Below are 13,038 nucleotides of genomic sequence, written 5' to 3' on the forward strand. Positions count from 1 at the left end.
CCCGTCTGCTCGCATTTCGCGGCAAGGACTTGCAGACAAATCCTTGCCGGGCGGTGAGGCCGGTTCGGCATCCGACAAAAAAACAAAGTTTCAATGACGAGCGTCTGCCCGATAAGAGCCTATACGGCATAGCCGGAACCTAGAAACAACGCCTGACGCGGAAACCCCAAAACCGCTCCGCCGCCGCAAGGCCACGGCACTTGCTAAATCGGGGGGGAGTCATATAGTATGCAAAAAGGAGTGTGGATAACCCCCCCGCGGCACGCTGTGCCGGATCGGACAACAACAGTTTTTTTGGAGGACTTATGTCACCGACTACCCGCAGTGTCGCGCAAAGCGGCGTAACCAGCGCCGTTTCCGCTTACATGCGTCAGGTCTACCAGTGGATGACGGCGGGCCTTGCCCTGACCACGGTGGTGGCCTACGGCGTGGCCAACTCGCCGGCCATCCGGGATGCCATTCTGGGCAACAGCCTGGTTATGATTCTTCTGATCGTGGCCCAATTCGGCATGGTCATCGCCCTTTCGGCCGCCATCCACAAAATGTCGGCGGGCACGGCCACCGGCCTCTTCCTGCTCTACTCGGCCCTGACCGGCGCCATGCTTTCGTCCATCTTCGTGATCTACCCCATCGCGTCCATTGCCAACGCCTTTCTGGTGACCACGGGCACTTTCCTGGCCATGTCGGTCTACGGCACGGTAACCAAGCGCGACCTCACGACCATGGGCAACTTCCTGTTCATGGGGCTCATCGGCATCATCATCGCCATGGTGGTGAACATCTTCCTCAAGAGCACCATGATGGACTTTATTATCAGCTGCCTGGGCGTGCTGATCTTCACCGGCCTGACCGCCTATGACACCCAGAAGCTGCGCCGCTTCGGCGAAGCCGCGCCTCTGGACGACGGCACGGCGGTGCGGCGCGGGGCCATCATGGGCGCGCTGACCCTTTACCTGGACTTTATCAACCTCTTCCTGATGATGCTGCGGCTTTTCGGCGGCAACCGCAACTGAGCCGCCTAAAGCATTTCAACGTTGAAAATGTTGAAATGCTCCGGCGGCCGCGTGAGCGGACGCCCGCGCCTGAAGCCAAGGTGGGAGCGCGTTCCCGCCGCGCGTCAGCCGTTGTCGCTGGGCTGCTTGCTTGAGCCTTTCACGGCGAAGCCGTGTTACGGATCAAGACAGCAGCGCTACGGAAGACGACAGCAACGATAGGCTGAAGGCAGAGTCAGCTTTGAAATTGGCACAATTTCAAAACGAATCTGCTCTAGAACGCGGGCTCGACGGATCTTGATTGCAATTCCGCCGGACCGCGGGGACTGTCTCCAAATGGATTTCCCGGTTTTCTTGCCGGAAAGCCGGAAATATCGCACTTTGGGGATAAGCCCTGAACTTTTTTCAGCCGCGCGGGGGCAAAAGGCGGAGCCTTTTGCCCCTTTTTTTGAGCATGGCGCGGCCCATGGAAATAACGTGAAAAAGCAACATAAAAATATACGCCCTGCCGATCCCGCCGCCCTTCCCGGCAATGACGAACTGCTGGAACTTTTTGCCCGCGAATCCCGCCCCATGCGTCTGGACGGCCTGCTGCGCGCCACGGGTCTGCCGCGCCGGGCGAAAAAAGAACTTGAGGAAAACCTGGCGGATCTGGCCCGGCAGGGGCGTCTGGTGCGCCTGCGCGGCGGCCTCTGGACCCGGCCCGAAAGCCTCAAAAGCATGGTGGGCCGCTATCAGGCCCTGCGCAACGGCGGCGGCTTCGTCACCCCGCTGGCGACCGAAAACGGCTCGCCCGCCGTGCGCGTGGCGGGCGGCAGGGACATTTTCATCCATCCCCTGCAAAGTAATGAGGCCTGGCATCAGGATCTGGTGAGGGTGGTGCTGGCTCCGGCTTCCTCGCGCTCCGGGCAGGGGCGCGGCGGACCGAACCCGGAAGGCCGTATTGTGGAAATCCTGGAGCGCCCGCAAAAGGAAATCCCCGTGCATCTGCACAGTCGCACGGGGCGGACCCTGTTCTGCCGCCCGGCGGACAGCCGCTTGGCTGTGGACTTCAGCGTGCCCCTGCCCGAGGGAACCGCCGTGCCGGAACAGGGCGCGCTTCTGCTGGTGGCCCCGGAAGAGCGTCTGGCTTCGGATCTCTGGCGCGCGCGCCTGATCGGCACCTACGGCCGCGAAGACGACGTGGACGTGCAGGAGGAGCTGGTCAAGCTCAACCATGAGGTGCCGCGCGATTTTCCGCCCTCTGTCCTGGCCGAGGCGGCGGCCTTGCCCGCGGCTCCCGGTGAGGCGGATCTGGCCGGGCGTGAGGATTTGCGCCATCTGCCCCTGGTGACCATTGACGGCGCGGACGCCCGCGACTTTGACGATGCCGTGCAGGTGGAGCGCAAGGGCAAGGGCTGGTTGCTGCGGGTGGCTATCGCCGACGTGAGCCATTACGTGAGGCCCGCTCCCGGCAAGGGGCACGCCAGCCTGGACGCCGAGGCCCTGGCGCGCGGCAACTCCTGGTATTTCCCCCGTTCCGTGGAACCCATGCTGCCCCCGGCCCTGTCCAACGGCCTGTGCAGTCTTAAACCCCAGGAAGACCGTCTGGCCGTGCTGGCGGAAATTCCCTTTTCACCCACAGGCCAGCCTGGCAAGGCGCGCTTTGCCCCGGCCGTGATGCGTTCCGCCGCGCGCCTGACCTACGGCCAGGTCAAGGCCTGCCTGCTGGATCATGACGCCGAAGCTCTGGCCCGGCTGCGCGAGAACCCGCGCGGTGGAGACGTGCTGGCCATGCTGGAGGAGGCCTTCCGGCTCTATACCGTGCTGCGCGAGGCCCGGCGGGAGCGCGGCAGTCTGGATTTCGATCTGCCCGAACCGGAATACACGTTTGACGCGGTGGGCCGGGTGCTCAAGATCGGCTTCCACCAGCGCCACGACGCCCACCGGCTCATCGAGGAATTCATGATCGCGGCCAACGAGGCCGTGGCCCGGCATCTGCGCGACGCCGGACTGCCCTTTTTGTACCGTGAGCATCCCCAGCCGGAGCCGGAGCGCCTGGAAAGCCTCTTTGAAACCCTTGCCGCCACGGCTTTGGAAACGATGCCCGCGGACAAGCAATCAGGAAAGCAGGCGGACGGGCGGCCCGATGCGGCGGCCATTCAGGGCATCCTCGCCGCAGCCCAGGGCACGGACCAGGAATTTCTGGTAAACCGCCTCTGCCTGCGGGCCATGCCCCAGGCCCGCTACCAGCCGGAAAACGAGGGGCATTTCGGCCTGGCCTCCCAGGCCTATTGCCACTTCACCTCGCCCATCCGCCGCTATGCGGACCTGCTGGTTCACCGGGCCTTGAAAACCTCGCTGGGACAGGCCGTCGGCCCCCTGCCCGCCGGACAGAAGCTGCTGCGCATCAGCGACCAGCTCAACCGGCGGGAGCGCGCCGCCGTGGACTGCGAACGCGAAATGGCCCGCCGCTTGGGCTGCCTGGCCCTGCGAGACCGCGAAGGGGAACGCTTTGCCGGCGTGGTTTCCGGAGTGACGGATTTCGGCCTGTTTGTGGAGCTCGCGGACATGCCCGTGGAAGGCATGATCCGCGTGGAAGACCTGGGCGACGACTGGTACGAGCTGGATTCCCGCAGCCAGTGCCTGCTGGGCCAGCGTTCCGGCCTGTGCTGGCGTCTGGGCCAGCGTCTGGACGTGCGTCTGGCCGAGGTGCACATGGGCCGCCTGGAAATCCGGCTCATGCCCCTGGAACTGCCCCGCGCAAACCGGGGCGCGCGCGCACGCCGCAATGCGGGCGGACGGACGCGAAGCGCGGCCCGCCCGGAGCGACGTGCTGAACAGACGCGCAAGAAGCAGACCCGGAACAAACCCGCCGACGCGGCACCGGACCGCAAGAGCCGGACGCGCGCCCGCACCGGACAGGAGACACGGACCGGGCGAAACGGGCAAAAGCAAAACGGCGCGCGCCCCAAACGGGGACGCTGATGGGCCTGCTCTCCTCCCGCCAGCACATGGGCGCGGCGGCCCTGATTCTGGCCGCCAGCACCATTCTTTCCCGGCTCATGGGCCTGATCCGGGACAAGGTCATTTCCTGGCAGTTCGGCGCGGGCGGTGAAGCGGACATGTATTTCGCGGCCTTTGTGGTGCCGGACATCATCAACTACCTGCTGGCCGGCGGCTTCATGTCCATCACCATCATTCCCCTGCTTTCCCGCCGCTTTCAGGAGGACGAGGCCGACGCCTGGCGCTTTTTTTCCTGCGTGTTCTGCTGGGCCCTCACCGCCTCACTGCTGCTCACGGGTGCGGGCATCCTGGCCGCCGAGCCCCTGGCCCGTCTGGTGGCCCCCGGCTTCTCGCCGGAGCAGTGGCAGAGGCTGGCCTTTTTCATGCGCATCATTCTGCCCGCCCAGGTCTTTTTTCTCTGTGGGGCCTGTCTCACGGCCCTGCTCTTCCTGCGGCGGCAGTTCAGCGTTCCGGCCCTGGCCCCATTGGTCTACAACGGCTGCATCATCGCGGGCGGCCTGCTGCTGCCCCTGCTGGGAACGCGCCTCGGCATCAGCCAGGGCAACGGTTACGGCATGACTGGCTATTGCCTGGGCGTCACCGTGGGCGCGGCCCTGGGCACCTTTGCCCTGCCGTTGCGGGTGGCGGCCGCGGGCGGACTGCATCTGCGCCCGGTCTGGCGGCACAGACTCATGGGCCGATTTTTGATCACGGCCCTGCCCCTGATGCTGGGCCAGACCATCATCATGCTGGATGAGCAGTTTTTGCGCGTCTTCGGCAGTCTGGCCGGGGACGGCGTGGTCAGCCTGCTGAACTACGCGCGGCGCATTGCCCAGGTGCCGGTGGGTCTTATGGGACAGGCCGCCGCCGTGGCCTCCTATCCCTTTCTGGTCTCCCTGCTGACCAAGGGCGACACGGAACGCTTCGACCAGACCCTGCGCACGGCCCTGCGCGCGGGCCTGGGCCTGATCATCCCCTGCGCGCTCTGGATGATGGCCGCCGCCTGGCCCATTCTGGGCGTGATCTTCCAGGGCGGGCGCTTCGGCGCGGCAGAGACTATGGCCGCCGTGCCCCTGACCCGGATCATGCTGGCCTCGACCCCGCTCTGGATCGTCTACATGGTGCTGGTACGGGCCTACTACGCCCACGGTGACACCCTGACCCCGGCGGTCACGGGCACCATCATGACCCTGGCCTGCCTGCCGCTCTACTATTACTGGGCCGTGCCCCTGGGGGCCTGGGCCATCGCCGCCCTGTCCAGCGCGAGCGTGAGCCTTTATGTGCTCTGGCTGGTGGGGCTGTGGATCCGCCGCCACGGCGACGGGGCCTTTGCCGGGCTCTGCGGCCTGGGGCTGCGCGCCCTGGCCTGCTCTCTCCCCGGCGCGGGCGCGGCCTGGTGGCTGGCCGGGTACAGTCTCGCGCATCTGCCGCTGCCGCCCATTGCGGCGGCCTGCGCGGCTCTGGCCGTCAGCGGCCTGGCTTTTGCCCTGCTCTTCCTGCCTCTGGCCTGGTGGCTCGCGCCGTCCATTCTGGAACCCGTGCTGCGGCGGCTGCGGCGTTCCCCTTAGAGCCTGTTGACACTATAGAACAATTTACGATTGAAACGGCTGTCGATCCCCGTATGACTCCGTTGTCGCCAACGGGGACAGCCCTTCGGGCTGCCTTCGGTCGCTTCGCCGCAATCCACGCCGCGTTGCTCTCGATGCCTGTACGCCCTTTGAGCTACAGGCACGGCCCTACGGGCCGCCCGTCGGGTCGGTCTTCGCGACGCGCCTCACCATGTTCGGCGTTAGAGCAATTTTAAAGTGAAATCGCTCTAAAACAGCGCGCCGTGCCCCAGCCCTTGCACCAGGCGCAGCAGATCCCGGCCCATGAAAAACCAGACCGCCAGCGCGATGACCGCCAGAAAGCAGTATTCTCCCAGACTGCCCGTGGCGCAGAGCTTAAGGGAAAAACGTCCCTTGCGTGAAAAGGGCTGCAAGGGCACGCCCTGAGGCGTGAGCATGTCCAGGGCCACATGGGAAAGGCCGCCGAAAGCCAGCCCGGTCAGCGTGGCCCTTCCCAGCGGCGGCAGATGCCAGAACAGGGCCGCCAGAAACAGGGCCAGCCACCAGCCGAACCAATGCGTCGCGCCCCGGTGGATACGGTTGAAGACCTTCTGACGGCCGCGCCGCGTGGGGGCCAGACCGGCCAGGCGCTGGTCCAGCACGTCGGGCAGCACCGCGCCCACGCAGGCCGCCAGCACGCCCGCGGGCGGCAGATGCAGGGCCAGGGCCGCGCCCACGGCCGCCGCCTGATGGGTGATCCATTTCATGCGCTGTCCCGTGACCTACAGTATTTTGCGATTGAAATGTTATGCATTTCAATCGGGAATTGCTCTATCGTGATCCGCCCGCCCGCAGGGCCAGATCGCGCGTATGCCGCAACAGCTCCGGGCCGCCGGGCTGCCCGTGGCCGGGAACCACAATGCAGGCATCGGGAAAGGCGGCCAGGGCCTTTTCCATAGTGCCCGGCCAGGCCCGCACGTCGGCGTCCTCAGTGTTGCCCAGATTGACGGTCTTGGCGTCCTTTGCCATGCAGCCCGGAAAAAGCAGATTTTCGGCGGGAATCCAGACAAAGATGCCGTCCGTGGAATGGCCGCCGCCCAGATAGACGTTGCGCACCTCCAGACCGTGCAGTTTGAGCGTCCGCTCGCTCGCGAAGCCGTGCTCCGGCGGGCGCAGGCCCTTTTGCCGGGCAATGGCAATAGTGCCGTCGTAGGCGTAGGTCGGGATGCCCCGGCGGCGCACGGCGGGCAAGCCGCCCATGGCATCCTTGTGCCAGTGATTGGGCACGCAGGCCGTGACTCTGGCGTGCAGGACATTTTCTATCCAGTCCAGCAGGACTTCGGTCTGAGATTCGGTCCACGGCGTGTCAAAGAGAAAGGCTTCGCCCTTGTCCACCAGAATCAAACCATTGGCGGGCACCAGGCCGAACGGCGGCATCTCATAGCGGGATACGTGCATGTATACCCGCCCGGACAGCCGGACCACGTCCAGATCCTCCGCAACACGGGCCGACTCGCCGATTTCCTGCGCCGCAGTCTTTGCAGGGGACCAGCAACAGACAATCAGGGCCAGCACGACTGCCCCCAAAAACACTCGTACTTGTGTCATATTTTCCTCCATACCATGCCACATCATAAGACGCTTCCCCGGCGGACGGGGGTTTTTGTTCGCCGACAAGAAAGACAAGCAGCCCGGCGCGGGAACGTAGCCTAACTACGTGACCAAGCCGGGCCGCGCCGTCTGACGCAGTCAGCGGGCAAAAAGACCGTCCGGCGCTAACCGCAGCGGGAAAACCCGCAGGCCGGGCAGATCAGGCAGCCTTCCTGAAAAACCAGGGGCTCGTTGCATTCGGGGCAGCGCTGCGCTTCCAGGTCGTTGACCTCCCCGATGTGCTCGTCTTTGAGATAGCGCTTTTCCAGAACCCAGGCGATGGCGTCCGGAATGGACAGCAGCAGGCCTTTGCCCCGGAAGACCGGGTGTTCGCCGCCGATGCCCTTGATCTGGGCCACCACGTCGCGCACATGCACGCCCGAGCGCAACGCCAGGGACACCAGGCGGCCGATGGCTTCGGCCTTGGCCGTGATGGATCGGCCCGACTTGCCGATGGTGGCGAAGACCTCAAAGGGCTCGCCGTCCACCTCGTTGACGGTCAGGTACATGGCGCCCAGGCCGGTCTGCACCTTCTGGGTGAAGCCCTGCACGATGTCCGGGCGCTTGCGCACCGCGGCCTGGGCCCGGCCCGTCTGAACGGCGACCCGGCCGGATGGGGCGGCGGGTTCGCCGTCCATTTTTTTCTGGCCTTCGCCGGTGGCCAGCACCTGAATGCTCTTGCAGCCGTCACGGTACACCGTGACGCCCTTGCAGCCTTCCTTGTAGGCCAGCCAGTAGATGTCGAAAATGTCCTGCTCCGTGGCCGTGTTGGACAGGTTCACGGTCTTGGATACGGCATTGTCCGTGTGCCGCTGAAAAGCCGCCTGCATGCGCAAATGCCAGACCGGTTCGATATCCATGGCGGTCACAAAGACCTTGCGCAGTTTGGCGGGCAGAAAGTCCATGTCCTGGATGGAGCCCTTGGCCACCACGCTGTCCATGAGCTCGTGGCCGGCCAGGCCGGTGGCGGCCAGCGCGGCCTCGAAATAGGGATTGACCTCCACCAGGCGCTCGCCGTCCAGAATATTGCGGGTGAAGCAGAGCGCGAAGAGCGGCTCCACGCCGGAGGAGCAGCCCGCAATAATGGAGAGCGTGCCCGTGGGGGCGATGGTGGTCACCGTGGCGTTGCGGTAGGGGCCTTTTTTCGCCTTGGCGTAGGTGGAGGCGGGATAGGCCGGGAAGGGCCCGCGCTCCTTGGCGAGTTCGGCCGAGGCCTTGTGCCCTTCCTCCTGTACAAAGCCCATGACCCGTTCGGCCAGAGCAATGCCTTCCCGGGAATTGTACGGCACGCCCAGCTCAAAGAGCAGATCCGCGAAGCCCATGACGCCCAGGCCGATCTTGCGGTTTTTGCGCACGGTTTCGGCAATGCGGGGCAGCGGGAACAACGAGGCGTCAATGACGTTGTCCAGAAAACGCACGGAAAGATGCACCACGCGCCTGAGCTCCGCCCAGTCGATGCCGTCGCGGGCCGGGTCGGCGTCGTCGTTATGGCCGGGCAGATAGAAGCAGGCAAGATTGATGGAGCCCAGATTGCAGGCCTCAAAGGGCAGCAGGGGCTGCTCGCCGCAGGGGTTGGTGGATTCGATCTCGCCCTGGTCCGGAGTGGGATTGTCACGGTTGATGCGGTCCAGGAAGACGATGCCCGGATCGCCGGACTGCCAGGCTTTTTTGACCAGCAGGTCAAAGACGTCGCGGGCGCGCAGGCGGTCCACCACCTCGCCGGTGTTGGGCGCGCGCAGATCGTAGTGCTCGTCCTTTTCCACGGCCTGCATGAAGGCTTCGGTCAGGCCCACGGAAAGATTGAAGTTGTTGAATTCGCCCTCTTTTTCCTTGGCTCGGATGAAATCGAGAATGTCCGGATGGTCCACGCGCAGAATGCCCATGTTGGCGCCGCGCCGGGTGCCCCCCTGCTTGATCTGCTCCGTGGCGGTATTGAAAATGCGCAGGAAGGAGACGGGCCCGGAGGCCACGCCGCCGGTGGAACCCACCCGGCTTTCCTTGGGGCGCAGGCGCGAGAAGGAAAAGCCCGTTCCCCCGCCGGATTTGTGGATCATGGCCGCATACTTAACGGCGTCGAAAATTTCTTCAATGGAGTCGCCCACGGGCAGCACAAAACAGGCGGAGAGCTGGCCCAGATCCGTGCCCGCGTTCATCAGGGTGGGCGAATTGGGCAGGAACTTCCAGCCGGTCATCAGATCGTAAAAGTCGCGGGCCAGGGCTTCAGGCTCGCAGGAGGAGCGCTCGTATTTGCCTTCCTCCGCAGCGATGGCCGAAGCCACGCGCCAGAAGAGGTCGCGCGGGGTTTCCGAGAGTTTGCCGTCCAGGGATTTGCGCAGATAGCGCTTCTGCAGCACCACCTCGGTGTTGGGTTTCAATTGCGGCTGCGGCAGATTTTTGGGCATTGCGATCATCAGAGCATAAACCTTGGGATAGAAGTTGGACAAGGACACACCCTGCCTGCGGCAGGGGCGTGAACTTTGTTCATATACGCTTGGCGGGGCTGAAAAAAAAGCCTCCGAAAATCCGCATTCCCCGTATAACTATCTGTAATAACAAAATAATTTTTCAGAAAAAGTTCACGAAAAAATGCCGGGGCCGCGCCGCTCAAGGCTTTGCGGACGGCTGCGGACGCGGCCTGCGGACAATGCGCGCCCTGCTTTTGGCGTCGCGCGGCGCGTCCGGCGCGAGCCGCACGGGCAGCAGTCCGCCCGAGGCCAGGGCCTCGGCATCTTCCAGCAGGGCCAGCCCCTGAGCCGTGCAGGCATAGCGGCCCCTGCCCGCCAGGCCCGGCACCGGGAAAGGCGCGGAAAGCACTCTCGCGGGCAGGCCGGTCCCTTGCCCGGCGACGGGGGCGTTCTCCACGTCAGGGCCGAGCAGCAGAGGCGCCAGGGACAGGCCGCTCTTGGGCAGCCCGGCCTCGGTGGAGAGACGCAGCAGCCAGTCCGGCGCATCCCGGCTGTCAAAGGTGAAGTGGCACCAGGTCCGCCCGCCCTGCCCTGACAGCAGGGGACAGGCCGCGTTGTGCGGGCAGGGAGCCAGGGCCGCGAGCCCGCCTTCCAGGGCCAGGGCGCGCAGGCGCATGATGGTATTGCCGCCCAGGCGCGTGCCGGGTTCCACAAAGAGCAGGGCCGGGGCGGCCCGCGTGCCGCCGGAACACGATTCCTCACGACGGAACAGCAGGGGCGCGAAGGCCTCCAGCAGGCCGTCCAGGCGCTCGGCCAGCGGGCCGGACTGCCGGTCCCCGGCATCGGAACCGTCCGGGTCCTCCCCGTCCTCGTCCCAGGTCTGCCGTCCGCCCGCAGTCTTGCGGCCCGGCCGCAGCTCATTGAGCACATTGGCCGCCGTGATCAGCCAGGGACGGCACGGCCCCGCCCCGGCACGGCCCGCCAGCAGGGGGGCCGCCTGTCGGGCCAGGTTTTCCAGCGGTCCCTGCGCCGTGCGCACGGGCCAGGTTTTCCAGCCCAGGCACGCGCCCCAGGCCGCGAACAGGGCCTTGCCCAGTTCCGGGGGCCGGGCGGCACTGTCCAGGGCCAGCACCCGCACCGGGGCCTCCCGCCACTCCGGCCGGGCCAGCCAGAGGGCCAGGGGCAGGCTCAGGGGGCCGGAACCCGCGTCCAGCAGCAAGGCCTCGCCGCCCGCCGGGGCCAGAGCGCGCGGGTCGGGCAACGGCAGGGCCGCCAACAGCCGGGCCAGGCGCAGCAGATTCCAGGGCAGGAAATAATAGAGATAGGCGCTGACAAAAGCCGGGGAGCTCCAATAGGGATGCCGCAGATCCCGGCGTTCCGTGGTCAGCAGGCGCGACAGCGCGGCCACGTCCTCGGGCAGGGAGCGGCGGTGCGCGGCGTTCAGGGGCCAGACCTTGTGCAGGGCCTCGGGCAGGCGCTCCAGAGCCGTGCGCGCGTCCGCGTCCAGAGGCGGGAAGAGCGGCTCGGCCTGAGGCCAGGGAGACGGCGGCAGCGGGCGGCTTGGCACTGCGCGCTCCGTCCGGGCAGGGTGGGCGGGATGCGCGGGACGCGGCCCGTCCGGCTCGGTTCTTACGGAATGCCGGAACTCGGAATGTTTTTCTGCACGGGCGGCGGGCTCGCGGCGCTCCTTGCGAGGCGCGCGGCGAGGCGGGGCATCCGCTTTGTTCTTGCCGGATCGGGAGGGCGGGGACGCGGGGCGGCGGGGCATTCAGACTCCAAAGCGCATATGGCGCAGATAGGCGTGATGAAAATCCGGGTTTTCCACCAGGGGCAGCAGGCGGCCTCCGGCGCAGAGGCGGGCCAGTTCAGCGCCTTTGTCCGGATGCAGGGCCAGCAGGGCCGCGCCGTCCAGAGAGACATTGCCCACAGCCCGGATGCGGGAGCCGAGTCCGGAAGGCACAAAACCCAGTTGTTCCAGATTGTCGGCCCGCACATGCTCGCCCAGCGCACCGGCCAGGCACAACGCGGCCAGCTCGCGCGGCGGCACGCGGGCGGCCCGCAGCAGAGCGTCCAGAGCCAGGGCAAAGGCGGCCTTGACTTTGAGCAGCTCTTCCACATCGGCGGCGGCCAACCAGAGACCGCGCGGCAGATGCAGGCGCATGCGGCCATGCTCTTTTTGCAAACCGGCGGCCAGCTTACGGGCCAGAGGCATGGAAAATCCCGCGCGCCCATCGGCAAACAGGCCGGCGGCGTCCAGCAGCCCCACTTGCCGCAGCAGAGCGAGCAGCGAAAGATAACCGGTGGCGCTGATGCCGCGCGCGGGGCCAGACGTGGAGCCGGGTGCGCCGTCCGGCGAATGCGCCGCCAGTCCCGCCGGAGTCAGGCTGAAGTCCGTGACCACGCCGGGCCCGGCCAGTTGCCCGCATTCCGGGCCGATGCCCTCCAGAGCCGGACCCAGGGGCACGCTGGTCAGCAGAAGATCCCCCCGCGCCGTGACCAGGGCCAATTCGCCGTTGGTGCCCAGATCCGCCAGCACAAAGGGCCGGGGCGTTCGGGCCGCCAGCAGTGCCGCCAGGCCCGCGCTCACGTCGCCGCCCACAAAGGGCGCGGGCAGCGGCGGGATATAGACAGGCGGCAGACCCGACAGATGCGCGGTTTCGTGCCCGGCGTGGGCCGCGTGATAGGGCGCGGCGCAGAGGCCTTCCACATCGCGGTCCAGGAAAATGTCGGTCATGGCTGTATTGGCCGCCAAGCAGATGCGGACCACCGTGTTGCCCGAGGCGTGCAGGCCGTCCACAACGCGGCGCAACGCGGCGCGGACCAGCCCGGCCAGACGGGCGCGGCCTTCCGGCTCGCGGGCCACGGCCAGGCGGGACATGACATCCGCTCCGGCCCCGGCCTGGGGATTGAGAAAGTGTCCCTGGGCAACTGCCGCGCCGGAATCCGTCTCCAGAGCGCGCCAGTACACGGAAGTGGTACCCAGATCCACGGCCAGCGCCAGTTTCCGTCCCGCCTCCGCGCCCAGGGCGTTCCCCGGCGAAACCTCGTCGACTTCCGCCGCGAAATCCTCCGGCGGCAGTTCCAGCTCCAGAACGCTGCCCGGCCCGGAAGCGGGCCCGGTAGCGGGCGCATCGGGGACCTGGCGGCGACAGGCCAGCCGCCAGCCCGCTTCCAGCTCCCGCGCTGAAAAAACCGCCTCCTCGGCGGGCAGGGGCAAGGGCGCATCCTGCGGGAAGCGCAGGCGGCAGCGGCCACAACGGCCCAGCCCGCCGCAGAGCGGCAGGGGTCGCAGCTTCCCGGAAAGCCAGAGGGCACGGGAAAGACTTTCTCCGGCCGGAGCTTCAATGTCCACGCACGGCGCGGAAATTTGCGGGGCCGTACCGCCGACGGCGGTACCCTCCGCAGCGGGAGAAAGGCGCAATTTCATGCCGCCTACCCTGCCCCAAGGCCGCCGCAATG

The 13,038-nt window shown here is 66.5% G+C and carries 8 protein-coding genes; 3 read left to right on the forward strand and 5 right to left on the reverse strand.

Annotation, left to right across the window (positions count from 1 at the left end; all coding sequences use genetic code 11):
• Window positions 1-305: 305 nt before the first annotated feature.
• From HMPREF0326_RS00410 to murJ, 3 genes are all read left to right on the forward strand, one after another.
• Window positions 306-1,013, forward strand: coding sequence for a Bax inhibitor-1/YccA family protein (locus HMPREF0326_RS00410; RefSeq protein ID WP_008681841.1), 708 nt, complete (start codon window positions 306-308; stop codon window positions 1,011-1,013).
• 456 nt (window positions 1,014-1,469) lie between these two features.
• Window positions 1,470-3,959, forward strand: coding sequence for a ribonuclease R (rnr, locus tag HMPREF0326_RS00415; RefSeq protein ID WP_008681842.1), 2,490 nt, complete (start codon window positions 1,470-1,472; stop codon window positions 3,957-3,959).
• Entirely contained in the window at window positions 3,959-5,545 is a 1,587-nt protein-coding gene (murJ, locus tag HMPREF0326_RS00420; RefSeq protein ID WP_020990097.1) for a murein biosynthesis integral membrane protein MurJ, read from the forward strand. The genes rnr and murJ overlap by 1 nt, the downstream gene beginning before the upstream one ends.
• A gap of 248 nt (window positions 5,546-5,793) precedes the next feature.
• Here the strand turns inward: murJ and HMPREF0326_RS00425 are convergent, their stop codons facing one another.
• From HMPREF0326_RS00425 to HMPREF0326_RS00445, 5 genes are all read right to left on the reverse strand, one after another.
• Complete coding sequence (locus tag HMPREF0326_RS00425) at window positions 5,794-6,291, reverse strand: metal-dependent hydrolase (protein ID WP_008681847.1); 498 nt, start codon at window positions 6,289-6,291, stop codon at window positions 5,794-5,796.
• 64 nt (window positions 6,292-6,355) lie between these two features.
• A complete protein-coding gene (bla, locus tag HMPREF0326_RS00430) occupies window positions 6,356-7,132 on the reverse strand; it encodes a subclass B1 metallo-beta-lactamase (RefSeq protein ID WP_020990098.1) in 777 nt (258 codons plus the stop codon).
• Window positions 7,133-7,299: 167 nt separating this feature from the next.
• The gene (locus tag HMPREF0326_RS00435; RefSeq protein ID WP_035073028.1) at window positions 7,300-9,585 is read right to left on the reverse strand and encodes a vitamin B12-dependent ribonucleotide reductase; all 2,286 of its coding nucleotides are present in this window, start codon (window positions 9,583-9,585) and stop codon (window positions 7,300-7,302) included.
• 193 nt (window positions 9,586-9,778) lie between these two features.
• Window positions 9,779-11,146 carry a small ribosomal subunit Rsm22 family protein gene (locus HMPREF0326_RS00440; protein WP_050801261.1) on the reverse strand — a complete coding sequence of 456 codons (1,368 nt, stop codon included), beginning with the start codon at window positions 11,144-11,146 and terminating at the stop codon, window positions 9,779-9,781.
• A gap of 201 nt (window positions 11,147-11,347) precedes the next feature.
• Window positions 11,348-13,006, reverse strand: coding sequence for an ASKHA domain-containing protein (locus HMPREF0326_RS00445; RefSeq protein ID WP_009302895.1), 1,659 nt, complete (start codon window positions 13,004-13,006; stop codon window positions 11,348-11,350).
• Window positions 13,007-13,038 lie beyond the last annotated feature (32 nt).

It is taken from the genome of Desulfovibrio sp. 3_1_syn3 (assembly GCF_000145315.2).
GTDB classification, from domain to species: domain Bacteria; phylum Desulfobacterota; class Desulfovibrionia; order Desulfovibrionales; family Desulfovibrionaceae; genus Desulfovibrio; species Desulfovibrio fairfieldensis.

What these genes read in the sequence shown, in the direction of transcription:
- HMPREF0326_RS00410 (WP_008681841.1), top strand. Translation starts at nt 306, where the DNA reads ATGTCACCGACTACCCGCAGTGTCGCGCAAAGCGGCGTAACCAGCGCC.
- murJ (WP_020990097.1), top strand. Translation starts at nt 3,959, where the DNA reads ATGGGCCTGCTCTCCTCCCGCCAGCACATGGGCGCGGCGGCCCTGATT.
- HMPREF0326_RS00425 (WP_008681847.1), bottom strand. Translation starts at nt 6,291, where the DNA reads ATGAAATGGATCACCCATCAGGCGGCGGCCGTGGGCGCGGCCCTGGCC.
- bla (WP_020990098.1), bottom strand. Translation starts at nt 7,132, where the DNA reads ATGACACAAGTACGAGTGTTTTTGGGGGCAGTCGTGCTGGCCCTGATT.
- HMPREF0326_RS00435 (WP_035073028.1), bottom strand. Translation starts at nt 9,585, where the DNA reads ATGATCGCAATGCCCAAAAATCTGCCGCAGCCGCAATTGAAACCCAAC.
- HMPREF0326_RS00445 (WP_009302895.1), bottom strand. Translation starts at nt 13,006, where the DNA reads ATGAAATTGCGCCTTTCTCCCGCTGCGGAGGGTACCGCCGTCGGCGGT.